The 23,156-nt window shown below is 58.2% G+C and carries 26 protein-coding genes and 1 tRNA gene; 12 read left to right on the top strand and 15 right to left on the bottom strand.

Annotation, left to right across the window (positions count from 1 at the left end; translation table 11 throughout):
• The first annotated feature begins 5 nt into the window (after positions 1–5).
• A complete protein-coding gene (locus ACR0AL_RS01440; RefSeq protein ID WP_170348998.1) occupies positions 6–1,208 on the top strand; it encodes an RSP_2647 family RNA methyltransferase in 1,203 nt (400 codons plus the stop codon).
• Positions 1,205–1,747 (top strand): RSP_2648 family PIN domain-containing protein, encoded by a 543-nt coding sequence (locus tag ACR0AL_RS01445; protein ID WP_480661697.1) that lies wholly within the window; start codon positions 1,205–1,207, stop codon positions 1,745–1,747. Before ACR0AL_RS01440 ends, ACR0AL_RS01445 begins: the two co-directional genes overlap by 4 nt.
• Positions 1,748–1,808: 61 nt before the next feature.
• Here ACR0AL_RS01445 and ACR0AL_RS01450 read toward each other — a convergent pair whose 3' ends face one another.
• The gene (locus ACR0AL_RS01450; RefSeq protein WP_480661699.1) at positions 1,809–2,498 is read right to left on the bottom strand and encodes a M48 family metallopeptidase; all 690 of its coding nucleotides are present in this window, start codon (positions 2,496–2,498) and stop codon (positions 1,809–1,811) included.
• Between the two features lie 92 nt (positions 2,499–2,590).
• On the opposite strand from ACR0AL_RS01450, the gene ACR0AL_RS01455 reads away from it, so the two are divergent.
• Entirely contained in the window at positions 2,591–3,808 is a 1,218-nt protein-coding gene (locus ACR0AL_RS01455) for an ABC transporter permease subunit (protein ID WP_480661701.1), read from the top strand.
• A gap of 96 nt (positions 3,809–3,904) precedes the next feature.
• Here the strand turns inward: ACR0AL_RS01455 and ACR0AL_RS01460 are convergent, their stop codons facing one another.
• The 5 genes from ACR0AL_RS01460 to ACR0AL_RS01480 all read right to left on the bottom strand — a co-directional run bounded on the left by ACR0AL_RS01460 (position 3,905) and on the right by ACR0AL_RS01480 (position 8,039).
• On the bottom strand, positions 3,905–5,089 hold the full coding sequence (locus ACR0AL_RS01460) for a vWA domain-containing protein (RefSeq protein ID WP_480661703.1): 1,185 nt from the start codon (positions 5,087–5,089) through the stop codon (positions 3,905–3,907).
• A 3-nt stretch (positions 5,090–5,092) separates the two neighbouring features.
• Entirely contained in the window at positions 5,093–5,263 is a 171-nt protein-coding gene (locus tag ACR0AL_RS01465) for a hypothetical protein (protein WP_480646968.1), read from the bottom strand.
• A 3-nt stretch (positions 5,264–5,266) separates the two neighbouring features.
• A complete protein-coding gene (locus tag ACR0AL_RS01470) occupies positions 5,267–6,631 on the bottom strand; it encodes a DUF2927 domain-containing protein (protein WP_480661705.1) in 1,365 nt (454 codons plus the stop codon).
• On the bottom strand, positions 6,628–7,077 hold the full coding sequence (locus ACR0AL_RS01475; RefSeq protein WP_367647911.1) for a GNAT family N-acetyltransferase: 450 nt from the start codon (positions 7,075–7,077) through the stop codon (positions 6,628–6,630). Before ACR0AL_RS01475 ends, ACR0AL_RS01470 begins: the two co-directional genes overlap by 4 nt.
• A 116-nt stretch (positions 7,078–7,193) precedes the next feature.
• Positions 7,194–8,039 carry an AAA family ATPase gene (locus ACR0AL_RS01480; RefSeq protein ID WP_170358883.1) on the bottom strand — a complete coding sequence of 282 codons (846 nt, stop codon included), beginning with the start codon at positions 8,037–8,039 and terminating at the stop codon, positions 7,194–7,196.
• 370 nt (positions 8,040–8,409) lie between these two features.
• Here ACR0AL_RS01480 and dksA point away from each other — a divergent pair, with 370 nt between their 5' ends.
• Together dksA and ACR0AL_RS01490 are read left to right on the top strand one after the other, a co-directional pair.
• Complete coding sequence (gene dksA, locus ACR0AL_RS01485) at positions 8,410–8,832, top strand: RNA polymerase-binding protein DksA (RefSeq protein ID WP_170348990.1); 423 nt, start codon at positions 8,410–8,412, stop codon at positions 8,830–8,832.
• Positions 8,833–8,903: 71 nt separating this feature from the next.
• Entirely contained in the window at positions 8,904–10,055 is a 1,152-nt protein-coding gene (locus tag ACR0AL_RS01490) for an FAD-dependent monooxygenase (protein WP_480661708.1), read from the top strand.
• Between the two features lie 4 nt (positions 10,056–10,059).
• On the opposite strand, the gene xth is transcribed toward ACR0AL_RS01490, so the two are convergent.
• Together xth and ACR0AL_RS01500 are read right to left on the bottom strand one after the other, a co-directional pair.
• Positions 10,060–10,839 carry an exodeoxyribonuclease III gene (xth, locus tag ACR0AL_RS01495; RefSeq protein WP_170348988.1) on the bottom strand — a complete coding sequence of 260 codons (780 nt, stop codon included), beginning with the start codon at positions 10,837–10,839 and terminating at the stop codon, positions 10,060–10,062.
• 60 nt (positions 10,840–10,899) lie between these two features.
• Entirely contained in the window at positions 10,900–11,223 is a 324-nt protein-coding gene (locus ACR0AL_RS01500; RefSeq protein WP_170348987.1) for a HesB/IscA family protein, read from the bottom strand.
• A gap of 76 nt (positions 11,224–11,299) precedes the next feature.
• Here ACR0AL_RS01500 and ACR0AL_RS01505 point away from each other — a divergent pair, with 76 nt between their 5' ends.
• Positions 11,300–12,466, top strand: coding sequence for a deoxyguanosinetriphosphate triphosphohydrolase (locus ACR0AL_RS01505; protein WP_170348986.1), 1,167 nt, complete (start codon positions 11,300–11,302; stop codon positions 12,464–12,466).
• On the opposite strand, the gene ACR0AL_RS01510 is transcribed toward ACR0AL_RS01505, so the two are convergent.
• The gene (locus tag ACR0AL_RS01510) at positions 12,443–12,994 is read right to left on the bottom strand and encodes a putative pterin-binding protein (protein WP_170348985.1); all 552 of its coding nucleotides are present in this window, start codon (positions 12,992–12,994) and stop codon (positions 12,443–12,445) included. The genes ACR0AL_RS01505 and ACR0AL_RS01510 overlap by 24 nt on opposite strands.
• A gap of 134 nt (positions 12,995–13,128) precedes the next feature.
• Here ACR0AL_RS01510 and argS point away from each other — a divergent pair, with 134 nt between their 5' ends.
• The 6 genes from argS (at position 13,129) to ACR0AL_RS01540 (ending at position 18,750) form a co-directional block, all read left to right on the top strand.
• The gene (argS, locus tag ACR0AL_RS01515; RefSeq protein WP_170348984.1) at positions 13,129–14,874 is read left to right on the top strand and encodes an arginine--tRNA ligase; all 1,746 of its coding nucleotides are present in this window, start codon (positions 13,129–13,131) and stop codon (positions 14,872–14,874) included.
• An 88-nt stretch (positions 14,875–14,962) separates the two neighbouring features.
• Complete coding sequence (locus ACR0AL_RS01520; protein ID WP_170348983.1) at positions 14,963–16,027, top strand: SPOR domain-containing protein; 1,065 nt, start codon at positions 14,963–14,965, stop codon at positions 16,025–16,027.
• On the top strand, positions 16,024–17,031 hold the full coding sequence (gene nagZ, locus ACR0AL_RS01525) for a beta-N-acetylhexosaminidase (RefSeq protein ID WP_480661710.1): 1,008 nt from the start codon (positions 16,024–16,026) through the stop codon (positions 17,029–17,031). Before ACR0AL_RS01520 ends, nagZ begins: the two co-directional genes overlap by 4 nt.
• Positions 17,021–17,815, top strand: coding sequence for a segregation and condensation protein A (locus ACR0AL_RS01530; RefSeq protein ID WP_480661712.1), 795 nt, complete (start codon positions 17,021–17,023; stop codon positions 17,813–17,815). Before nagZ ends, ACR0AL_RS01530 begins: the two co-directional genes overlap by 11 nt.
• Complete coding sequence (gene scpB / locus ACR0AL_RS01535; RefSeq protein WP_170348980.1) at positions 17,808–18,464, top strand: SMC-Scp complex subunit ScpB; 657 nt, start codon at positions 17,808–17,810, stop codon at positions 18,462–18,464. Before ACR0AL_RS01530 ends, scpB begins: the two co-directional genes overlap by 8 nt.
• 64 nt (positions 18,465–18,528) lie before the next feature.
• Complete coding sequence (locus ACR0AL_RS01540) at positions 18,529–18,750, top strand: hypothetical protein (protein ID WP_170358871.1); 222 nt, start codon at positions 18,529–18,531, stop codon at positions 18,748–18,750.
• Here ACR0AL_RS01540 and ACR0AL_RS01545 read toward each other — a convergent pair whose 3' ends face one another.
• The 6 genes from ACR0AL_RS01545 to plsX all read right to left on the bottom strand — a co-directional run bounded on the left by ACR0AL_RS01545 (position 18,751) and on the right by plsX (position 23,138).
• A complete protein-coding gene (locus tag ACR0AL_RS01545; RefSeq protein WP_480661714.1) occupies positions 18,751–19,830 on the bottom strand; it encodes a 2'-deoxycytidine 5'-triphosphate deaminase in 1,080 nt (359 codons plus the stop codon). It abuts the gene before it with no gap.
• A gap of 61 nt (positions 19,831–19,891) precedes the next feature.
• Positions 19,892–19,968, bottom strand: a tRNA-Pro gene (locus tag ACR0AL_RS01550).
• Between the two features lie 62 nt (positions 19,969–20,030).
• Positions 20,031–20,639, bottom strand: coding sequence for a MerR family transcriptional regulator (locus ACR0AL_RS01555; protein WP_170348977.1), 609 nt, complete (start codon positions 20,637–20,639; stop codon positions 20,031–20,033).
• An 18-nt stretch (positions 20,640–20,657) separates the two neighbouring features.
• A complete protein-coding gene (gene ihfA, locus ACR0AL_RS01560; protein ID WP_008755922.1) occupies positions 20,658–20,960 on the bottom strand; it encodes an integration host factor subunit alpha in 303 nt (100 codons plus the stop codon).
• 96 nt (positions 20,961–21,056) lie between these two features.
• Positions 21,057–22,028, bottom strand: coding sequence for a beta-ketoacyl-ACP synthase III (locus tag ACR0AL_RS01565; protein WP_170358866.1), 972 nt, complete (start codon positions 22,026–22,028; stop codon positions 21,057–21,059).
• Positions 22,029–22,049: 21 nt separating this feature from the next.
• On the bottom strand, positions 22,050–23,138 hold the full coding sequence (plsX, locus tag ACR0AL_RS01570) for a phosphate acyltransferase PlsX (protein WP_170348975.1): 1,089 nt from the start codon (positions 23,136–23,138) through the stop codon (positions 22,050–22,052).
• Positions 23,139–23,156 lie beyond the last annotated feature (18 nt).

Consider the following 23,156-nt stretch of genomic DNA (forward strand, 5'->3'; position numbering starts at 1 on the left):
GCGTCATGACCCAAGCCACCGACCGCCCCCGTATCCGCCTGAAACCCAAAGCCAACGCGCGCGGCCTGCGCCATGGCTTCCCGTGGGTCTATGCCAACGACATTGTCACTGATCGGCGTACACGCAAGATACCGGTTGGTGCTTTGGCCGTGCTAGAGGATGACAAACGCGCGCCCATTGCGTTGGTCGCCGTGAACCCCGAGTCGAAAATCATGTGCCGCGTACTGGATCGCGACCTTGACGCCGATTTGAATGCTGAATGGTTCGAATCCCGCCTGCGCCGCGCTATGGACATGCGCGAACGCCTGTTTGACGCCCCCTATTACCGCCTGATCCACGCCGAAGCGGATGGCTTTCCCGGCGTGATCATCGACCGATTTGGTGATGCCTGCGTGATCCAACCCAACGCCGCTTGGGCCGAGGCGCATCTGGAAGCGCTGACCGACGCGTTGGTTGCTGTGACGGGTGTTACAACTGTGCTGAAAAATGCCTCGGGCCGCACTCGGGGACTGGAAGGGCTGGATGACGAAAACCAGACCTTGCGTGGAACTGCGCCTGACGCTCCGCTGCCGGTGCCAATGAATGGCGCGACCTATATGGCTGATCTTACCGGAGGCCAGAAAACCGGCCTGTTTTACGACCAACGCCCCAACCATGCATTCGCTGCACGGCTGGTGCAGCCGGGTGCGCAAGTGCTGGACGTGTTCAGCCATGTGGGCGGTTTTGGTCTGGCGATGCTGGCTGGCGGCGCGGCGCAGGCCCTGTCTGTCGATGGTTCGGCTGCGGCGCTGGACTTGGCGACGAAGGGTGCCGAGGCTTCGGGATGCGCGGATCGATTTGAAACCCGTCAGGGCGATGCGTTCGAGGTGCTGACCAAATTGGGCGAAGAAGGCGCGCAATTTGGCGTCGTCATCTGTGATCCACCCGCTTTTGCGCCGTCGAAACAAGCCCTGGACGCGGGCCTGCGCGCTTATGAGCGTATCGCACGGCTGGCCGCACCCTTGGTAAAACCGGGCGGCTATCTAGGGCTTTGTTCTTGTTCACACGCGGCCGATCTGGGTCGGTTCCGCGACGCGTCCTCGCGCGGGATTGGTCGGGCAGGGCGGCAGGCACAATTGATCCACACGGGGTTTGCCGGCCCCGACCACCCGCAACTGCCGCAATTGGCTGAAAGCGGGTATCTCAAAGCCGTGTTTTACCGGCTGTGAAGGCAGTTCTGGATACCTGTGTCATCTACCCCACGGTGATGCGCGAGATGCTGTTGGGCGCCGCCAGATTGAGTCACTTCACGCCGATCTGGTCTCCTCGTATCCTCGAGGAATGGGCCCGCGCCGCCCGCAAACTGGGCCCGGAAGGCGAGGCGCAGGCCCGTGCCGAAATGGCCCTGACGCAGGCGCAGTGGCCTAAGGCCGAACGCGCGGCCAATCCGGGGCTTGAACAACGCCTCTGGCTGCCCGATAGCGCCGATATTCACGTTCTCGCCACCGCCGTTGAGGCCTCGGCCGATGTTATCGTCACCGTGAACGCCAAGGATTTCCCAAGAAATATCCTGTTGGAAGAAGGGCTTGAACGCCGCGATCCTGACGGCCTGCTATATGGGTTCTTGCTGGACGACCCCGACGGCATGGCGGAACTCGCCGACCGTGTTTTAGCCGAAGCCAACCGGCTGTCCGGTGATCAATGGACTTTGCGCGCGCTGATGAAAAAGGCCCGTCTGCCAAGGTTGGGCAAGGCGCTCAGCCATTAGACCGTATCCAACTTCATCTGGCTAATAATATCCCGGTGGGGCTGGCCCCACTCTTTCGAACCTAACTGCCCGCGCCCCAACGCTGCTCAAGTGCTTCCAGCGCTGCAATACGCTCATCCGTTTTGGGATGGCTCATCAGCCAGGCCGGAGTAACACCTGCGCGCTGTTGTGTCAGGTCTTCCAACTTGTGAAACAGCGACTTTTGCGGCCCAATCCCGATCCCGGCCTTGGTCAGCAGAGCAGCGGCATATTCATCCGCCTCATATTCATCGCTGCGCGATAGACGCGAGGCCAGCAGGTGGGTCAGCATATTTGCAATCCAAGCGCCGATGAAGGGAATGAACCGGTTCAACAGCATCATCAACGCCGCTCGCAATGCGTTCTGGCCGGAAAAATCGATCATCCGCCGCCGCGCATGCCCCAGCGCAACATGTCCCAGCTCATGTGCGATAACGCTGGCCATTTCCTCGGCCGAAACCTCTCCGTTACGGAACTTGCGATAAAAGCCGCGCGTAATGAATATCCGCCCGTCAGCAGCCGCCAGACCGTTCACCGGGTCGATCTCGTAGATGTAAACCGGGACCCGGTCGATCTCGAGCGCGGCGGCCAGCCTGTCAGTCATGCGTTTCAGCACCGGATCGGCCAGTTCAGTCGATTTCGCATCCAGCTCTCGGTGCGTTCGCCAGACGGAAATCCGGTACATCACGATGGCATAGGCTATGGCCAGCAGGATTGGGGTGAAGCGTAGCATAGGATAGATATGGGCGAACGCTGGTTGTGAGGCAATATCGGGTTGGGCAATTTGTCTGCATTGCGGACGAAACGGACCTTGCGGACATTGCCTTGAGCGTTGAATGTTCCATCATGATTTACAAACCCGACCGGACAAGCATCACTGCTGCGCAGAAATCACCATCGAAAAAAACTTATTCAATCACCTTCGTCCGCTATTGGTTACGACAAAATTTATTTAACGGTGTAACCAACAGTTTGCTGTCGCTAAGTCTAATCGCTCTCATAGTGACCCTATTGTGGAATTTTTTTGTATGGGCGGTACTCAACGGTGTCTGGAACGGCGGGTCTCTTGTCGAATGTAAAGAGATTGTCGAGATGGCCGATGGTCCAGAGACGCATGGTGCATGTTGGGGGGGTCTCAAGGGAAGAGTTGGCACGATTCTGTTCGGGTTTTATCCATCCGAGCTTTACTGGCGGCCAATCACAGCAATGGTATTGCTTTTCGCAGCGATCGCTCCTTTTGTTTTCAAGTCATTGCCACGTAAGACGCTCTACTTTTCCGCACTGTATCCTGTCATAGCTTATTATCTCCTTTGTGGCGGCCTCGGGATTGAAGTTGTTGATTCTCGCCAGTTTGGTGGCCTGTTGCTCACGTTCATTCTTGCGGTTTCAGGGATCACTTTAGCAATCCCGGCCGGTATCGCACTGGCATTGGGACGTCAGTTTCTCATTCGACCGTGTAGAGCCGCGTTCGCGTCCATCATCGCGTTTGCTCGAGGCGTTCCGCTCATTGTGTTGCTGTTTGGGGGTTTTCTATTGACCAACCTCCTTCTGCCGGCTGGAACATACGTTGACCAGATACTTCGAGGAGTAGCCGTTATTGCATTTCACACTGGCGCTCGGATAGCGGGGGCAATCCACGAGCGGCTAATAGCAATCCCTGAAGGGCAATGGGAAGCGGCAAGTGCATTGGGGTTCAGCCAAGGAAAAGCTATCTGGTTAGTCGCTCTTCCCGAAGTACTCAGGACGCTGTCGCCATGGATGGTGCTAGCCGCTGTTGGGGTGTTTCGGGACACGACAATTGTTGCGGCGATGGGTTTCTTTGACCCACTTCGGCTATTGGAGGCAACCAGGGCCAACGCAATTTGGTCCGGCGTCGTTTGGGAGTTGTTTATATTCGTTGGATTGCTTTACTGGTCTATTTGTTTTTCCATGACCAGTTATTCTAAATATCTTGAACGAAAAATCGAATCCGAAAACAGACATCCAGTCAACTTGAGGCGACAGTCGATTGCACGTGCTATCGTCACCGACTCGACGGCTTAAGTTTATCTTCAGGCTGAGGACTTTTAGGGTTGCCAGATTTGCAATCACCTCAGGCACGACACATAGGGCTCAGAACTGCCATCCGCCTAACCCCATTTACCGCGTCAATTCCTTCATTCCCTTTTCCAGCCCGGCCAGGGTCATCGGCACCATGCGATCCTCAAAGATATCTTGGATCATGCCGATGGAGTGGGTGTATTCCCAGTATTTCTCGGGCACCGGGTTGATCCACAGGTTTGACGGCCATTGCTCGCGTGCGCGTTGCAGCCAGACCTGCCCGGCCTCTTGGTTCCAGTGCTCGTTGGCGCCGCCTGGATAGGCGATCTCGTAGGGACTCATCGAGGCATCGCCGACAAAGATGCATTTGTAGTCCGAGCCATAGGTGCGCAGCACCTCATGCGTGGGGGTCTTCTGATCCCAACGGCGGCGGTTGTCGCGCCAGACGCCTTCGTACAGGCAATTGTGAAAGTAGTAGTACTCCAGATGCTTGAACTCGGTCCGGGCGGCCGAGAACAGTTCTTCGACCACTTTGATATGCGGGTCCATTGAGCCGCCGACGTCCAAAAACAGCAGCACTTTGACAGCATTGTGGCGTTCGGGGCGGGTTTTCACATCCAGATAACCATGTTCGGCTGTGGCTCGGATGGTGCCGTCCAGATCCAGCTCCTCCGCGGCTCCTTCACGCGCCCAGCGACGCAGGCGTTTCAAGGCGACCTTGATATTGCGCGTGCCCAGTTCAACCGTGTCGTCCAGGTTTTTGAATTCACGCTTGTCCCAGACCTTGACCGCACGCTGATGGCGGCTTTCGTCCTGACCGATGCGCACACCTTCGGGATTATATCCATAGGCCCCGAACGGAGAGGTGCCAGCGGTGCCGATCCATTTGTTGCCACCCTGATGGCGGCCTTTCTGATCCTTTAGGCGCTCGCGCAGCGTCTCCATCAGTTTGTCGAACCCGCCCATGGCTTCGATTTCGGCTTTTTCTTCTTTTGAGAGATGTTTTTCGGCCATCTTTGCCAGCCAATCGGCGGGAATGTCGACTGCCTCAAGAACCTGTTCAAAGCTGATCTCGTCCAGCCCTTCAAAACTGGCGGCAAAGGCGCGGTCGAATTTGTCGATGTTGCGTTCATCTTTCACCATCGACACGCGGGCGAGGTAATAAAACGCCTCGACATCATATGTGGCCAGACCCTTTTTCATGCCCTCAAGAAAGGTCAGGTATTCGCGCAAGGATACGGGAACGCCCGCTTTTCTGAGATTTTCGAAAAAGGGCAGGAACATGGGTCAGACCACAAAACGTATGAGTATAAGGGACAGCACAAGGCCGACCAATGCAAAGGCAATGCCATACCCGGCTGCATATTGCGCCATGTCGGCGCCGGTGCCGTTGCGCTTGCGCGCTGTTATCGCCCCAAGGATTGCCCCCAAAATCGCCATTCCCAGAATTACGACCATGCGTTATCCGCCTCTGTTGTTGGGGGATCCTTCCGCAACTTCCTGATTAAGCGACCGGACCACCGTTTCCGAGCCGAACCCGTAACGTGCCCATCCCAGACTGTCCAGCCTGACAGAGCGTGCCTCAGTCGTCCGGCCCGCCTGATTGAGGGCTTCGGATTTCAGAAGCAACAATGTTGCCAGTTGCGAGGCATTTTCGGCCCGCATCATCACGTCGATGGCCTTATCCAATTCGGGCAGGGCTTCGGGGCCTTTGCCTAGTGCTAGAGCAAAAGCGGCAGTCTGTGTAGTGATATAGGCCTGATGGATTTCGGTGCCGGGGGTTGCGCGCAAGTATTGCAAAGCGGTCTGATAATTGCGCAGCGCGTCCTGCGGTTTGTCGAACTGACCCATCCGCCCCATCAGGTAATAGGGATAGGCGCGGCGATGATCGGTCCAGCCCTGTTCCTGACCGATCCGCGCGGCCTTTTGCGCGGCCCGCAGGCGCCGTTGCGTATTCAGTTGCGGGCGCAGGGATTTTTGAACCGCATTGATCCATTCACGCGGCGTTTCAGATAGCGGCTGCATTGGTATGTTCTCGCCACGCGGGTTCAGGCGCCTCAGAATACCGGGCAGAGCGGCCTCAACCTGTTCGCTTGTCATTCCGCTGCGCAGTTCGGGCGCGTAGGCCGTGCGCAGGATCAGCATGTCAAACCCGGTAAGGACAGTATGGATATTGTCATCGTTGAACACTGAATCCGGCAGATGATACAGATCGTTCAGCGGTCCCAGTGACTGCGCAATCTCTTCATGCAGGCAATCGCGTTTTTCCTGCGGGCTGACGTCGTATGGAATAAAGATGCCCAGACGTTCGCGGCTGCGCAGCCGGCTCCAGCTGCTTATCTGTTTGCGCCGGTTGCGGCGGTACTCTTCAAAGCTCGAAGAGTTCGGCACCACGAAACAGGCCGCCTGTGGCAGAATTTCGTGGATCTCTGCCTGACTGACGGCTTCGATTGTGATGTTGGCCGTGCCGTCCGAAATCTGTTGAATGTCGATCCCGGCCTCGCGGCGCAGGCGGGTCAGCAATTGAGTCAGGTCGCGCTGCATCGAGGGCGTAGGTGAGCCGGTCAGACGCACGGTGATCGGCGTTTCAAACCGCGTGAATACCGGCAGTTTCGCGCCCCCTTCCAACGCGAAATGTAACGATACGAAATCCGCCGCGATATTGGCGTTCGACCGGCCCGGTGGCATCGGGAACGCGCGGGTGAATGTCTTGGCCGGGGGCAACGTCTCTTCAATCGCCTGCACGCGAGTTGGTACTTCGGTCGTCTCAACCGCTGCGCAGCCTGCCAGCGCCACACCTGCAACAAGGGCCAGCCATCGCATCATGGGCGCTGATACCGGATAAAGGGCGTCTGTTTGCCGATGCGGTCATAAAGTTTGCGGGCGGTGTGGTTGAAATCCTGCGTCAGCCAATAGACTGAAGGCGCGCCCTGTCGGTCGGCTTCATCATACACCGCCTGAATCAGAGCGCGGCCGACTCCGGAACCACGCGCCTGGGGGCGGGCGAACAGGTCTTGCAAGTAGCACACGGATTCAACCTTCCACGCGTGGCGGTGGAAAAGGTAATGCGTGAGACCAACAAGCCGCCCGTTTTGTTCCGCAACAAAACATGAGAAATCGTGCGGATCGTCGCCCAGCAATCGTGCGAAGGTGCTGTCATAGATCTCATCTGCGACCGTTGTTTCATAAAACGCCAGATAGTCGCGCCACATGTCGGACCATTCAGCGCGGTCTTCGGGCCGCAAGGCGCGGATGGTCAAAGTGTCAGTCAATCACAGGGTCCCGTCTGATCCGGTCATAGGTAGCCCGGATAAAACGGACCGCCACCTGCAATGCTGACAGCCAGACCTGTCCAAGGCAAGCAGCGATCACCAGATGCTCAACAGGTTTAGCGTTTGCTGCGCGCCATAAAGGCCAGTCGCTCGAACAGATGCACGTCCTGTTCGTTCTTCAGCAACGCACCGTGCAGCTTGGGCAAAGCGTTCGCACCATCGCGTTTCAGGTCTTCGGACGTCAGGTCTTCGGCCAACAGCAGTTTCAGCCAATCCAGCACTTCGGAGGTTGAGGGCTTTTTCTTCAGCCCCTGCGTTTCGCGGATTTCATAGAATTGCGTCAGGGCTGTGGTCAGCAACGCATCTTTGATGCCGGGGTGGTGGACCTCGACGATCCGGCGCATGGTCGCCTCGTCAGGGAAGCGGATATAGTGGAAGAAACAGCGGCGCAGAAACGCGTCGGGCAGTTCCTTTTCATTGTTCGAGGTGATGATGACGATGGGGCGGTGTTTGGCCCGGATGGTCTCACCGGTCTCATAAACATGGAACTCCATCTTATCGAGTTCCTGCAGCAGATCATTGGGAAACTCGATATCCGCCTTGTCGATCTCGTCAATCAGCAGAACAATCTTCTCGTCGGCGTCAAACGCCTGCCACAGCTTGCCCTTACGGATGTAGTTGGACACGTCATGCACGCGTTCTTCACCCAGCTGACTGTCACGAAGCCGGCTGACCGCATCGTATTCGTACAGACCTTGTTGCGCGCGGGTGGTGGACTTCACGTTCCACTCGATCATGCGCAGCCCCAGTGCACCTGCCACCTGTTTGGCCAGTTCTGTTTTGCCCGTGCCGGGTTCCCCCTTGACCAGCAGGGGGCGTTCCAGCGTCACGGCAGCATTCACCGCAATGGTCAGGTCATCGGTGGCAACATATTCGGCGGTGCCTTGGAAACGTGCGGTCATGGGCCCCTCGTTTGGTTTTGCGCAATCTGTGTTGTTCGGGTTACAGAGAGGCGATGATTTTGACAAGCGGGCCACGGCGTCGCGGGATCAGATTTTCGTAACGACTCCAATCCCTTTTACGTGATTCGACGTCCGGCGGGTGCCGTGTCTGTTGGAGATCGCCTAATTTTCGCCTGACAATTTCCACAGTATAACAAGGTTTTGTTGTTATTTGTCTCATATTTAGACATGCCGGGGACGTGACGTATTAAGACGACGTTTGTGTAGTGACATTCGTGCGTGCGTCGGATACATGCACCGCAGAAGGGAGTGCCAAATGTCAGGTCAAACAACAGCAACCGACGTTACTGGCCATACCGAGGGAGCAAAAATGAAGCAGGAAGTTTTTCTGCCGGAGGATTATCGCCCGGCCGAAGATGAACCTTTCATGAATGACCGTCAGCTTGAGTATTTTCGCCGCAAGCTGCTGGATTGGAAGAATGAACTATTGGCGGGCAGCCGCGACACGATCGAAGGGCTGCAGGACAACACCCGTAACATTCCGGACGTTGCAGACCGCGCAAGCGAGGAAACAGATCGCGCGCTGGAGCTGCGGACCCGCGACCGTCAGCGCAAGCTGGTTGCCAAGATCGACTCGGCCCTGCGTCGCATCGAAGAGGGCGAGTACGGCTATTGCGAAAAGACGGGCGATCCGATTTCGCTGAAACGTCTGGATGCGCGTCCAATCGCGACCATGACGCTTGAGGCGCAGGAACGTCACGAGCGTCGCGAAAAGGTCCACCGCGACGATTGATCGCTGGAACTTTGGTACTAATTCAAACGCCGGGGCCTGTTGCTCCGGCGTTTTTGCGTTAAGCCGGTGCCATGGATATCAACGGTCTGAAATTCAATGTCATCGGCGGCGGAATAGGGGGGCTGGCAGCCTCTTTGGCACTGCGGCAACGCGGGGCGCAGGTCACGGTTCTTGAGCAGGCTCCGGCCCTGACTGAGGTTGGCGCAGGATTGCAGATCAGCGCCAACGGTATGGCGGTTTTGCGGGCGCTGAATGTGTTAGGGGATAAGCCCGAGGGCGGGCAGTTGTCTCACGGCACAATTCTGCGAGATTATCGCAAAGGTCGAGTAATAAGCCGTATTCCCGCACCGGCGGCCGGACCGACCTACTATTACCATCGCGCGGATTTGCTGGACCTGTTGCGCCGGGCGGCTTTAGAGGCGGGCGTTATTATCCAGCTGGGCGCGCAGGTGGCGCAGGTTCTCCAACATCCGGCAGAGGTAGAAGTCGTTCTGAATGACGGCGAACGCTTGCGGTGCGACTGTGCTATCGCGGCGGACGGGGGCCGCAGCACCATACGTCCGACCCTGAACGGGCCAGAGGCCCCTCAGTTCACGCATCAGATTGCCTGGCGTGCGACTATCCCCTTGTCAGAACGAGAGGAGATGCCTTGCGCCTCACTGACAACGGGGCCTGGACGCCACGTCGTCACCTATCCGTTGCGCGATCAGCAACTGATGAATGTGGTGGCAATTGAGGAACGCTCGGACTGGCAAGAGGAAGGCTGGCGGCTGCAAGGCGATCCGAATGATCTGCGCGCGCGTTTTGCCGATTTCGGGGGGCCAGTGGGCGATATTCTGTCTGACGTGACCGAAACCCATCTTTGGGCCCTGTTCCTGCGGCCTGTGGCGCAAAGCTGGCAGAACGGGCGGTTGGCGCTGCTGGGCGACGCCGCGCATCCGACCTTGCCCTTTATGGCGCAAGGGGCCTGTTTGGCGTTAGAGGATGCGTGGATTCTAGCCCGCACCTTCGAAGAAAAACCCGATGTGACACAAGCTCTTGCTGCCTATGAAACCCGCCGTCGCCCAAGGGCCAAACGAGTTGTGGCTACCGCCGGAGCCAACGCGCGAAATTTTCACCTGCGCGGTCCCATGCGACTGGCGGCACAGATGGTGCTGATGGCCGTTGGACCAAGGCTTTCGAAAAAATATGAGTGGATCTATGCCTACGACCCGACCGCATGATTGATTACAGGTCGAGCTGAACCCAGACTGGCACGTGGTCCGACGGTTTCTCATGCCCTCGCACGGCTGCATCAATCTGGCAGTCTTGCATCAGATCGGCAGCCTGAGGTGTCAGCAGAAAGTGATCGATACGAATGCCATCGTTCTTGTTCCACGCACCCGCCTGATAGTCCCAGAATGAGTAGTGACCAGGTCCTTGTGTGCGGGCCCGAAACGCTTCGGTAAAGCCCAGATTGAGGATTTTGCGAAACGCCGCACGGCTTTCCGGTCGGAACAAGGCATCCTCGCGCCAGGCATCCGGGCGGGCGGCATCTTCGGCCTGTGGGATGATGTTGTAATCTCCCGCCATAAGTGCCGGTTCTTCGCTGGCCATCAGTTCGCGCGCCCGATGATACAGCCGTTCCATCCAGGCCAGCTTATAGTCGTATTTCGGTCCGGGTACCGGGTTGCCGTTGGGCAGGTACAACCCGCAAATCCGCAGCGCTTGCTTGCCGATCACGGTCGCTTCGATCCAGCGCGCCTGTTCGTCCTCGTCATCTCCGGGCAGGCCACGGGACACATCCTCAAGTGGAAGTTTTGATAAGATGGCGACGCCGTTAAAACTTTTCTGGCCGTGGGTTTCGACGTTATAACCACGTTCCTCAAATATCTCGCGCGGGAAGTTTTCATCGACCGACTTGATTTCCTGCAATAGGACGACGTCAGGTTGTGCTTCGTCAAGCCACCGGGGCAGAGCTTCGGCCCGCGCTTTGATGCCGTTGATGTTAAACGTGGCGATTTTCATGCGCGATCCTCCGGCTGACTGCCGGTTGATCTATCCCTCAACCACGCGGGCAGGGCAAGGTCACATTGAAAAAGACGTACCGCAGCCGCAGGATGAGGTCGCGTTGGGGTTTTCGATCACAAACCGCGCACCAATCAGTTCCTGCGTGAAATCGATCACTGCATTTTCCAGAAACGGCAGAGAAATCGAATCGACAATGACCTTTTGGCCTTTGCCTTCCAGCACAAGATCGTCGTCTTTGGGTTCGTCCAGCGCGATTTCGTATTGAAAGCCGGAACATCCGCCGCCTTCCACTGCGACGCGCAGGGCCTGACCCTGATCCGCTGCGCCAATCTCGGCCAGACGGTCAAAGGCGCGTTCTGTGACTGTGGGGGGCAGATTCATGCCAGTCTCCAAAGGTTTATTTCCTTTACGCCTTACAATATAGAAATTGCAAGGACAGGCGACAAGGATAAGGCCTTTGGACAGAGCAGGTTTTGCCTCGGACCCAGGCCGCGCAAGGGGGCGGCTAGTACCTGAGGAGGAAAGCAGTTTCCGATCATGCTTTCAGCGCGACCGGGATCGGATCATTCATGCCAGCGCGTTTCGGCGGCTGAAACACAAGACACAGGTGTTTGTTGAACATGAAGGCGACAGTTACCGCACGCGCCTGACGCATTCTATCGAAGTGGCACAGGTGGCGCGCACGATTGCCGGGGCATTGGGATTGAACCCCGAACTGACCGAAGCCGTGGCATTGGCGCATGATCTGGGGCACACGCCCTTTGGTCATACCGGAGAGGACGCCTTGCACGCTTTGATGGAGCCATACGGCGGCTTCGATCACAACGCGCAGGCCATTCGGATCGTCACCAAATTGGAACGCCACTATGCCGAATTCGACGGCTGCAACCTGACATGGGAATGTCTGGAAGGCATAGCCAAGCATAATGGGCCTGTGACAGGCGAATTGCCGTGGGCGCTGGCCGAGTGCAATGGCGGTTTTGACCTTGAACTGCACACCCATGCCAGTGCCGAGGCACAGGTGGCCGCGCTGTCTGACGATATAGCCTATAACAATCATGATCTGTTGGATGGGCTCAGGGCCGATCTGTTCACGGACGCTGAAATTCAGCAATTGCCCATCGTCGGTGATTGCTATGCGGAAGTGGACCGCAAGTACCCTGGTCTGGACCCGTATCGGCGCAGGCACGAAGCATTGCGTCGCGTGTTTGGAGTGATGGTTTCGGATGTGATCGACACCTCGCGCGACCTGATCGCTGATTCTGGGGCGCAAACGGTCGAAGATATCCGGCATCTGGGTTATCCGGTGATCCAGTTCTCGGCAGGGCTTTGGGCGCAACTTAAAGAGATCCGCGCCTTCCTGTTTTCGCGGATGTATCGTGCGCCCAGCGTCATGAAGGTCAGGGCCGAAGTGTCTGCGGTCGTTGAAGAATTATTCCCGATCTACTTGAACGATCCCAAACAAATGCCAGCCCATTGGCACGGCGATATAGAAGCAGCCCGGGATGAGACGGTGCTGGCACGGATTGTGTCGGACTACATTGCAGGTATGACCGACCGCTTTGCCTTGCAGGATCACAAAAGGCTGACGGGGCGGTCGTCACTCGATGCCGATATAGGCTAGCGCCCAAACCTGTTGCCCGGATTGCTCGTCTGCCAGATCAGCATCATCTGTGGGCGGAAAAACGATCATCGTAGGGCCATAGCCGCCGATCCCCATCGGACTGCCATCCGCATGCGTTGCCACGATGGGTTGGTGCGCCTGAATACTGTCCCATGGGATTTCGGACTGGTATCCATCCATCGCCATTGGTTTGGCAGTCTTCCCTTCGGCCCCTGCCATGACCATCAAATCCGACAAAAGCGGACCAGAGAAGGCGACGTCGCGCTGATTGTCTTCGGGGCCGTAGGCAATTGTGATCTCCACTTGCGCTAGACCGTCAAGCATCGCGGCGTCAAATCCGGCGCCGCCGCTGTGCTGCACTTCGAGATAACCCAGCAGACCACCGTCATTTTCACCCCGAGCCGGTAAGTTGGTTTCCGTCACCGCCCCGCCCAGCGTCAGAAGAACATGGCCCTGCGGCGCGGGCATATCGGCCCAGACCGGGATCGAAGTGGTCAGGACGAATGCAAGGGGCAGGGCAAGACGCATGGAACGATCTCCGAGGTTAGGAATTTCCTGTGACCTTAGCCCGGTTTACCGCTAATCCAAGCGGAAACTGATCGCTTCCATTGACCTTGCCGCTTTGCGTGGTAAACCGCCGGGCAAGCAAAAGGACATCCGAAATGAACCTGTTTTCCGAGATCCGCGGCCTTGTACTGGACGCGCTGGCACAGATGCAGTCCGAAGGCGCGCTGCCCGAGGGGCTGAGCTTTGACAATGTGGCGGTCGAACCACCGCGTGATGCCGCGCATGGCGACATGGCGACAAACGCCGCGATGGTGCTGGCGAAGCCGGCCAAGATGAAGCCGCGCGACATTGCCGATGTGTTGGCCGGAAAGCTGGCGGCGGATGACCGGATCACCAGTGCCGAGGTAGCGGGGCCGGGCTTTTTGAACCTGCGGTTGGCGCCTTCGGTTTGGCAGGGTGTTTTGGCGGCAGTGTTGGAGAAAGGCACGGATTATGGCCGCTCGACTATGGGGCAGGGGCAAAAGGTCAACGTGGAATATGTGTCGGCCAACCCGACTGGGCCGCTGCATGTTGGCCATACGCGGGGCGCGGTGTTTGGCGATGCGCTGGCAAGCTTGTTGGCCTATTCCGGCCATGATGTGACCCGCGAATACTATATTAACGACGGCGGTGCGCAGGTCGACGTGTTGGCACGCTCGGCCTACGAGCGCTATCGCGAAGCCAACGGGTTGAGCCCCGAGATTGCCGAAGGCTTGTATCCGGGCGACTACTTGATCCCAATCGGCGAAGCGCTGAAAGAGAAATACGGCGACAGCCTGATCGACAAGCCGGAAAGCGAATGGCTGGACGATCTGCGCGAGTTCTCGACCGACGCGATGATGGACCTGATCCGCGCTGACCTGAAGGCGCTGGGCGTAGAGATGGATGTGTTCTTCTCGGAAAAATCGCTCTATGGCACAGGTCGGATCGAGGCCGCGCTGGAGTCGCTGACCGAAAAGGGCCTGATCTATGAAGGCGTTCTGGAGCCGCCAAAGGGCAAAAAGCCCGAGGATTGGGAGCCGCGCGAGCAGACCCTGTTCAAGTCCACCGAACATGGCGATGACGTCGATCGCCCGGTGAAGAAGTCGGACGGCAGCTGGACCTATTTCGCCCCCGACATTGCTTATCATTATGACAAGGTGACCCGTGGTTTTGACGCGTTGATCGACGTGTTTGGTGCGGACCATGGCGGCTATGTCAAACGGATGAAGGCAGCAGTATCGGCGCTGTCTGATGGCAAAGTGCCGCTGGATATCAAGCTGACCCAGCTTGTGAAGCTGTGGAAGAACGGCGAGCCATTCAAGATGTCCAAGCGGGCCGGGAACTTTGTCACCCTGCGGGATGTGGTCGATCAGGTTGGGCCGGATGTGACCCGCTTCGTGATGCTGACTCGTAAGAACGACGCGCCCCTGGATTTCGATTTCGACAAGGTGCTTGAGCAGAGCCGCGAGAACCCCGTGTTCTACGTTCAATACGCTCATGCCCGCATCATGAGCGTGCTGCGCCGAGCCGCCGAGGCAGGGATTGTCGCTGATGACGTGACCCTTGCGGGTGCGGACCTCAGCAAGAACGATCACGCCTCGGAACTGACCGTGGCCAAGAAGCTGGCTGAATGGCCTCGTTTGGTTGAGATCGCCGCGCGCACGAATGAGCCGCACCGGGTTGCCTTCTACCTGTATGAGCTTGCAGGAGACTTCCACGCGCTGTGGAATAAGGGCAACGACGAGACTCAACTGCGTTTCATCCAGGATGGCGATGTTGCCACAAGCCAGTCAAAAATCGCATTGGCCCGCGCCGTTTCTGTTGTGATTTCAGCGGGCTTGGGTATTCTTGGCGTTACTCCGGCGCAGGAGATGCGGTAACAAACACCGCCCGAAGCACCGGTACGAGGTAGGCAAGAAATGACCCGCGCGCCTTATTTTCTGGCGTGAATCGGGCGGTGAGGCGGACATGGCACGTTACGATTACTCGGGGCAGATGCGCCCCGAGCAGATGCATTACACGAATCAACCACATCCTCAGGATGGGTATGACTATTCCGACGACATGCACGGGTATGAAGAAGCGCCGCGCGCAGCGGGTCTGGGTCGTATCGTAAACGCGCTGGGCGCGGTTGCGTCCCTGGCATTGGTCGCTGGCATTGGTGTTTGGGGTTACAAGCTGGTGATGCGCGATGTTAGCGGTGTACCGGTCGTACGTGCCATCGAAGGGCCCATGCGCATTCAGCCAGAAAGCCCCGGTGGAACACCTGCCGATCATCAAGGACTGGCCGTCAACACGGTGGCCGCGGTCGGAACAGCCGCACCCCCGGCGGATCGTCTGATCCTTGCGCCGCGCCCGGTGTCCCTGTCGGATGAGGACACGCCGGTTGAGCCTCTGAAGCCCACCCCGGCCGTGCATGTGGTGCAGGAAGAGATTTCTGATCAGGAGGCTGCGCAATTGCGCCAGGGTTCGGTAGACGCTCTGGTCGCCGAACTGGCTGGTGATGCGGCACAAATCGACCAACCGACCGAGCAGGGCGTGCAACTGGCCTCTTTGGTCGTGCCCGAAGAAGAGCCCGCGATTGATCCCGCTGATCTGGCCGCACAGTTGCCCGATCCGGAACTGGCCGCACTGCCGGGGGTTCGCCGGTCTTTGCGCCCCAACACGCGCCCGGCCCGTTCTACACCCAGCGGGATCACCACCAGCAGCAGTACTGAAGACGCGATCAACGCTGCGGTCAAAGCTGCTGTGGGGCTGGATATTGACCCGGACACATTGTCCAAGGGCACGCGCATGGCCCAGCTTGGGGCCTATGAAAGCACGGATGTAGCGCGGGCTGAATGGGATCGCCTGAATGGCCGTTTCGGTGAGTATATGGATGGAAAACAACGTGTTATCCAAAAAACCTCACGTGGTGGACGGACCTTCTATCGTTTGCGGGTTCTGGGATTTGACGACCTAAGCGACTCGCGTCAGTTCTGCGCTGCCCTCGAAGCACAAGGCGCCGATTGTATCCCGGTGGCCGCTCGGTGAGTTTCGGCGCGGCAATCACTGATGCCGAAGGCTTGCGCCTGACGCCCGAAGAAAAAAGTCTGTTTCAAGAAATGAACCCGTTTGGGTTCATTTTATTTGCCCGCAACATCGATACCGCCGATCAGGTCCGTGCTCTGTGCGACGACTTCCGCGAGGCTGTGGGACGCAATTGCCCGATCACCATTGATCAGGAAGGCGGCCGCGTGCAACGGCTGCGCGCACCACTGGCGCGGGAATGGATGCCACCGCTGGATCATGTCGCGGGCGCGGGGGATCAGGCTGAACGCGCCATGTATCTACGCTATCGCCTAATCGCGAATGAGCTGTTTGAGCTGGGGATCGACAGCAATTGTGCCCCGATGGTGGATCTGGCGCGTGATGATACGCATGCCTTTCTGAAGAACCGCTGCTATGGATCTGATTCAACAACAGTTTCCGGGATCGGAAAGGCGGTTGCCAAGGGGCATCTGGATGGTGGTGTTCTGCCAGTGATCAAGCACATGCCAGGCCACGGCCTGTCCACGCTGGACAGCCACCACGACCTGCCACATGTCGATCTGACGCAAGACGCATTGGAAGAGACCGATTTCGCGCCGTTCCGTGCCTTGAACGACCTGCCGATGGGGATGACGGCGCATTTGGTTTATGACCGGATCGACCCACAACCGGCTACGATTTCACCCACAATGATCGGTCTGATCCGCGACAGGATTGGGTTTGATGGCCTGATCATGACCGATGATATCTCGATGAAGGCCCTCAGCGGCGCACCCGAGGAGATTGCCCGTCAGGCGCTCAACGCCGGATGCGACTTGGTTTTGCATTGCAACGGCTCGTTTGAAGCCCGCGCCAAAGTGCTGGAAGCCGCCGGAGAAATGACCGAGCAGGCCGAGATACGCGCAGAAAAGGCGCTGGCAATGCGGCAAAAGCCTGCGGAACTTGACATCCCCGCGACTGAGGCGGAACTATCTGCCCTAATGGGCGGGCAGGTATATGAACGATAACCTTTTCAGCGAAGACCCGGTCTCGGTCGCGGATCGCCTTGCGGCCGAAGCCTTGATCGTTGACGTCGACGGGTTCGAAGGCCCGTTGGACGTGTTGTTGACCCTGTCGCGGACACAAAAGGTCGACCTGCGGAAAATCTCGGTTCTAGCGCTGGCGCAGCAATATCTGACTTTTGTTGAAAAAGCCCGGGCTCTGCGGATTGAATTGGCAGCTGACTATCTGGTTATGGCGGCGTGGCTGGCCTTTTTGAAATCCCGCCTGCTGCTGCCCCCTGATCCGGATGACGAGGGTCCGTCAGGTGAAGAACTGGCCGCGCATCTGGCGTTTCAGCTAGAGCGCTTGCAGGCCATGCGTGATGCTGCGGCCCGCTTGATGGCGCGGGACCAGCTGGGCCGCGATTTCTTCAAACGCGGGCAGGGCGAGGATGTCACCCGCATCCGCACTGTGACTTATTCGGCAACCCTGCTGGATTTGATGCAGGGGTACGCTCGCATCCGCACACGCGACGAATTCCGCCCCTTCGTGATGGACCGTGACGCCGTGTTCACGATGGAACAGGCGCTGGAGCGGATGCGCCCCCTGATCGGCTTTGCGGGCACCTGGACGGATATGGAGACCTATCTGCCCGATGGTTGGGACGTGGACCCTGTCCGCAAACGCTCGGCCACGGCGGCGACCTTTGCGGCCTCGCTGGAATTGGTGAAAGAAGGACATATGGAAATCAAGCAGAGCGAGACCTTTGCCCCGATCCATCTGCGCAAGAGGACTGACACACGTGACTGACGCCCCCGAAGACGAAGGCACCGGCACCCTGTTCGAAGCACCGCCGCTGGCAGAGCAAGAGCGCATGGTCGAGGCCGTGCTGTTCGCCAGCGCCGAACCGGTGACTACCTCTGATCTTGAGGCCCGGATGCCCCATGGCAGCGACGCGGCGCAAGCGGTTGAAATGCTTCAGAAACGCTATGAAGGACGCGGTGTGCGGGTGGTCAAGGTTGGCGAGGCCTGGGCCATTCGAACCGCCCCCGATCTGGGCTTTTTGATGCAAAAAGAAACAGTTGAAACCCGCAAACTGAGCCGTGCGGCCATCGAAACGCTGGCTATCGTGGCCTACCATCAACCCTGTACGCGGGCTGAGATTGAAGAAATTCGCGGTGTTTCGGTCTCACGCGGGACGATCGACCAACTGCTGGAAATGGAGTGGATCAGGTTAGGCCGTCGCCGAATGACACCGGGCCGTCCGGTGACATTTGTGGTGACGCCGCATTTCCTGGACCATTTTGGGCTTGAGAACGCTCGCGACCTGCCGGGGCTCAAGGAACTGCGCGCCGCTGGCCTGCTGGAAAACCGGCCACCGCCGGGCACCATCCCACTGGGTGAGGGGCGCGAAGAAGAGCAGGATGAAGATCAGACCGAACTGTTCGAGGAAGAGTGATCAAACGACCCTTTTGGTGTCACACAATTCGCCTATGTTGAGGGTCAGAAAACGGAGTTGAGCAATGAATGCCAATCGGATGATCGACATGATCGTACGTCAGGTCATGCGCCGCCTTGTCAGTAAAAGCGTTGACAAGGGCTTTGATATGGCAAGCCGTATGGGTGGTAAGAACGAACAGCCCGGCGAGGCCAACCGTGCCAACAACAAAGGCCCACGCCCATCCCAGAACCTGAAACAAGCGCAACGAATAACCCGTCAAGCGCGCCGGTTCATGAAGTTCTGATCAGCTAACTGCCTTGAAATGCTTGGACAATTTCAAGCCTTGTCCTTGGTAATTTGAGGCGATGCCAGCCCCGTACAGCTGGGTGGGCATTTCGGCCATTTTCTCATAGACCAGCCGACCGACGACTTGACCGTGTTCCAACACAAAAGGTGCCTCATGGCAGCGCACTTCAAGCACTCCACGTGATCCAGCGCCTCCGGCGGCGGCGTGGCCGAAACCGGGGTCGAAGAAACCTGCGTAATGCACCCGGAATTCACCCACCATGGCTAGATACGGCGCCATCTCGGCGGCATAGAGGGGCGGGATGTGGACGGCCTCGCGGCTGACCAGGATGTAGAAGGCGCCCGGGTCCAGGATGATGCGGCCATCGGTGGTGCGGACCTCTTCCCAGTATTCCTGCGGGTCGTATTCTCCGATCCGGTCCAGATCGATCACTCCGGTATGCGGTTTGGCGCGATAGCCGACCAGATCGGTGTCGGGCAGTTGCAGGTCGACCGAAAACCCCAGCCCGTCCTGAATGACCGCCGGTCCGTCGACCAATGGCGAGGCGTTGTGCAATGCGGTCAGTTCCGCGTCGCTGAGCACGGCCTGACCCTGACGAAAGCGAATCTGATTCAGCCGCATACCCGGACGCACCAGAACCGAGAAGGAGCGGGGGCAAATCTCGGCATAAAGCGGCCCGGTATAGCCTGCGGGCACGCGATCAAACTCGGTGCCGCCATCGGTGATCGTGCGGGTCAGAAGATCCAGCCGCCCGGTCGAGCTTTTGGCGTTGGCCACCGCGCTGGTGTCAGCGGGCAGGGCCAGCGACTCCATCAGCGGCACCAAATAGACGCAGCCTTTTTCCAGAACGGCCCCATCGGTGATGTCGATGCGGTGCATCTCAAACTCGGCCAGACGATCCGCGACCGAGCGGCCTTCGCCCGCCAGAAATGAGGCTCGGACCCGGTAAGCTACTGTACCCAGACGTAAATCAAGGCTGGCCGGTTGGACTTGTGCTGCGATGACATCGGGGTTTGCGGTGATTTCACCGCGCGCAATCATCGCCTCGATCTGCTGGTTTGGGCATACACCTGTCATTCCGATCCCCCCTGATGCCAGAGCGGGATCTGGCCTGTCTGCCATAAACGTCGGTGTGATTTGGTCGGGCTAGCAGGACTCGAACCTGCGACCTTCCGTCCCCCAGACGGACGCGCTACCAGGCTGCGCCATAGCCCGACGTTGAGGTGTTCATAAAGACTTTCCCGGCAGGGGCAAGAGGAAATCATCGCCTTTTTTTCTTATCCCGCCGTTCGGTTTTCAATGCGGTTAAGAACGGCGCGCAGGTCCTTTGCCACCGGAGCAATCTGTTTCAGCAGATCGTCATCGAAATCGGTGCGATTCCATGCCTGCGTTGCGATTCCACCCAGCAGAGGGGCCTCATCCAGAAACTCCGGTGTGGGTTGCGCCGCGACCGGCTGCGGTTTGGGTTCAGCAGGTTCCACCTTAGGGGCCTCGGCAACGGGTGCAGCGTCGTCCAGATTTAGGTTGATCTGTTCGCTTGTCTCGACTGGCTTAGAAGAGAAGGGCACAACTACACTGTCATTAGCGGTGGCGTCCGGTTTGGCCACCTCGTCCAACCCTTGCGAAAGCGCGGAAACATGCGCCACGCCCTGTTCGCGCAGGATACGCTGAACGCCTTTGATGGTTATCCCGTCCTCGTGCAGCAGTTTCTTGATACCGCCCAGCAGGCGCATGTCGTTGGGACGGTAGTAACGCCGCCCTCCGGCACGCTTTACCGGTTTGACCTGATTGAAACGGCTTTCCCAGAATCGCAGGACATGAGCCTGAACGCCCAGCCAGTCCGCAACTTCACTGATCGTGCGAAAGGCGTCGGGGGACTTGCTCATGACCGTGTCGTCCTGATCTTACTTACGGTTCCCTGCGGCGACGCGATCCTTCATCAGGTGCGACGGGCGGAACGTCAGAACCCGGCGGGGTTGAATCGGAACCTCTTCGCCGGTTTTGGGGTTGCGGCCGATGCGGGCAGTTTTGTCCCGAACGCTGAATGTGCCGAATGACGAAATCTTAACCTGCTCGCCGCGCACCAAAGCGTCGGACATGTGGTTCAGAACGCTTTCGACCAGTTGTGCACTTTCGTTGCGTGACAGGCCAACCTCACGAAAGACGGCCTCGCTCAGATCCATTCGGGTCAGTGTTTTATCGCCCATACCATTTCCCCTGTTGATACCGCAGAATACGGTGAGGGGAAATTCGCTGTCAATATCAATGAATTGCAAGTCTGCGTGTAAGCCGAATTGCGCCGGTTACCAGCGCAGCACAACCGCGCCCCAGGCCAGACCGCCGCCGATGGCCTCGGTCACAAGCAGATCGCCCTGCTTGATTTGCCCGCGCTGTTTGCCGACGGACAAGGCAAGAGGAATCGACGCGGCCGATGTGTTGCCATGGTCCTGAACGGTGACGACGACGTTTTCCATCGGCAGGCCCATTTTCTTGGCGGTGCCCTGAATAATACGGATATTTGCCTGATGGGGCACAATCCAATCGACGTCAGTGTTGCTGAGGCCAACGCTTTGCAAAGCGGTTTCCGCCGTTTTGGCCAGTTTTTCGACCGCATGGCGGAACACCTGATTACCTTGCATCCGCAGATGTCCGGTCGATTGGGTCGACACACCGCCATCGACGTAAAGCAGGTCCTTGTACCGGCCGTCTGAATTGAGGTCGGTCGCCAGAATGCCACGATCCTGCGCACTGCCTTCGCCCTCTTGCAGCTCCAACACTAGCGCACCAGCGCCATCACCGAACAGCACGCAGGTGGACCGGTCCGTCCAGTCCATGATTCGCGAGAAGGTTTCAGCCCCGATGACCAGAACGCGCTTGGCCTGACCGGATACGATCAGGGCGTTGGCATTGGTCAGCGCAAAGACGAACCCGGCGCAGACGGCCTGAACGTCAAAGGCAAAGCCTTTGGTCATGCCCAACTGTGCCTGCACCATGGTTGCGGCAGATGGGAAAGTCAGATCGGCGGTCGAAGTTGCCACAATGATCGCATCGATATCGTCAGCCACCAGCCCCGCATCGGCCAGCGCAGCCTCGGCTGCCTTGGTGGCCAGATCGGACGTTGTTTCGTTTTCGGCGGCGAAATGGCGGCGCTCGATACCCGAGCGGGTCTTAATCCACTCATCCGTTGTATCGAGCGTCTTTTCAAACTCGGAATTCGGAACGATGCGCTCTGGCAAATAGTGTCCGACACCAACGACAACTGAACGGCCTGCCATGCTTGGGTACTGCCTTTTTTGTTATTCGCCAGCCTTTGGCGGCGTGTGGGCGGCATCTTGTGCAAGCTCGGCTGTCGATGCAACCCGTGCCGCCAATTTTTCGGCGAAACCAGACTGGGCAAGGGTAAAGGCCAGTTTGACTGCTGCCGAGACTCCGATGGCATCCGCGCCACCATGTGATTTGACCACGGTTCCGTTGAGGCCAAGAAAAACGCCGCCATTCACTTGGCGCGGGTCGATACGCTTTTTCAAACGATTTAACGACGTGATCGCCAGTACCGAAGCGAGGCGTGACAGCGGTGAATACTTGAACGCTTTGCGCAACAGGTCGCCAATCAGGCTGGCAGTGCCTTCGCCGGTCTTAATGGCGACGTTGCCGGTAAACCCATCAGTGACAATGACATCCGCCTTGTCGCCGGGAATGTCGCTGCCTTCAACGAAACCGACAAAATCGAAATTCGCCTGCTCTGCGAATTCCGTGATCATAGCATGCGCTTCTTTAAGCTCGGCGCGACCCTTGTGTTCTTCGGTGCCCACGTTCAACAGACCGATCCGAGGACGTTCAAGCGCCATGCCGTTGCGCGCATAGGATGCACCCATCAGCGCATATTGCAGCAGGTCCTTGGCGTCGGCGCGCACATCCGCGCCCACATCCAGCATCACGTTGAACCCCTGCGGGTTGCGCGATGGCCACAGAATCGCAATCGCCGGACGGTTCACACCCGGCAATTTGCGCAACCGCATCATCGACAGCGCCATCAGCGCGCCGGTGTTGCCGCAGGAAACGGCGCCATGCGCCTCACCTTGCCGTACTGATTCCAGCGTTGACCACATCGAGGTCTGCTTGCCGCTGCGGACAACCTGACTGGGCTTGTCCTCCATCGTGACTACATCGGGGCAATCACGAAAAACGACGCGCCCCTGAAGGACACGCCGTTTGGCAACAAGTTTGCGCAGCGTAGGCTCAGGCCCGTGCAGAATAAACGCGATATCGGGGTTTTTGATTGCCGATTTGGCAATGCCCGCAACCACAGTCGCGGGCCCCGAGTCTCCGCCCATAGCGTCAACCGAGATGGTAATCCGTCCGGCGTGCGAGGGCTGTTCAGTCATGCCTTGCCTGCGCTTTTA

The organism is Ruegeria sp. BB1, assembly GCF_056539465.1.

Excerpts from the sequence above, each read along its gene's own strand:
- ACR0AL_RS01440 (WP_170348998.1), top strand. The coding sequence starts at position 6 with ATGACCCAAGCCACCGACCGCCCCCGTATCCGCCTGAAACCCAAAGCC.
- ACR0AL_RS01450 (WP_480661699.1), bottom strand. The coding sequence starts at position 2,498 with ATGCTACGCTTCACCCCAATCCTGCTGGCCATAGCCTATGCCATCGTG.
- ACR0AL_RS01460 (WP_480661703.1), bottom strand. The coding sequence starts at position 5,089 with ATGTTCCTGCCCTTTTTCGAAAATCTCAGAAAAGCGGGCGTTCCCGTA.
- ACR0AL_RS01465 (WP_480646968.1), bottom strand. The coding sequence starts at position 5,263 with ATGGTCGTAATTCTGGGAATGGCGATTTTGGGGGCAATCCTTGGGGCG.
- ACR0AL_RS01470 (WP_480661705.1), bottom strand. The coding sequence starts at position 6,631 with ATGATGCGATGGCTGGCCCTTGTTGCAGGTGTGGCGCTGGCAGGCTGC.
- ACR0AL_RS01480 (WP_170358883.1), bottom strand. The coding sequence starts at position 8,039 with ATGACCGCACGTTTCCAAGGCACCGCCGAATATGTTGCCACCGATGAC.
- dksA (WP_170348990.1), top strand. The coding sequence starts at position 8,410 with ATGAAGCAGGAAGTTTTTCTGCCGGAGGATTATCGCCCGGCCGAAGAT.
- ACR0AL_RS01490 (WP_480661708.1), top strand. The coding sequence starts at position 8,904 with ATGGATATCAACGGTCTGAAATTCAATGTCATCGGCGGCGGAATAGGG.
- xth (WP_170348988.1), bottom strand. The coding sequence starts at position 10,839 with ATGAAAATCGCCACGTTTAACATCAACGGCATCAAAGCGCGGGCCGAA.
- ACR0AL_RS01500 (WP_170348987.1), bottom strand. The coding sequence starts at position 11,223 with ATGAATCTGCCCCCCACAGTCACAGAACGCGCCTTTGACCGTCTGGCC.
- ACR0AL_RS01510 (WP_170348985.1), bottom strand. The coding sequence starts at position 12,994 with ATGCGTCTTGCCCTGCCCCTTGCATTCGTCCTGACCACTTCGATCCCG.
- argS (WP_170348984.1), top strand. The coding sequence starts at position 13,129 with ATGAACCTGTTTTCCGAGATCCGCGGCCTTGTACTGGACGCGCTGGCA.
- ACR0AL_RS01520 (WP_170348983.1), top strand. The coding sequence starts at position 14,963 with ATGGCACGTTACGATTACTCGGGGCAGATGCGCCCCGAGCAGATGCAT.
- ACR0AL_RS01530 (WP_480661712.1), top strand. The coding sequence starts at position 17,021 with ATGAACGATAACCTTTTCAGCGAAGACCCGGTCTCGGTCGCGGATCGC.
- ACR0AL_RS01540 (WP_170358871.1), top strand. The coding sequence starts at position 18,529 with ATGAATGCCAATCGGATGATCGACATGATCGTACGTCAGGTCATGCGC.
- ACR0AL_RS01545 (WP_480661714.1), bottom strand. The coding sequence starts at position 19,830 with ATGACAGGTGTATGCCCAAACCAGCAGATCGAGGCGATGATTGCGCGC.
- ACR0AL_RS01555 (WP_170348977.1), bottom strand. The coding sequence starts at position 20,639 with ATGAGCAAGTCCCCCGACGCCTTTCGCACGATCAGTGAAGTTGCGGAC.
- ihfA (WP_008755922.1), bottom strand. The coding sequence starts at position 20,960 with ATGGGCGATAAAACACTGACCCGAATGGATCTGAGCGAGGCCGTCTTT.
- ACR0AL_RS01565 (WP_170358866.1), bottom strand. The coding sequence starts at position 22,028 with ATGGCAGGCCGTTCAGTTGTCGTTGGTGTCGGACACTATTTGCCAGAG.
- plsX (WP_170348975.1), bottom strand. The coding sequence starts at position 23,138 with ATGACTGAACAGCCCTCGCACGCCGGACGGATTACCATCTCGGTTGAC.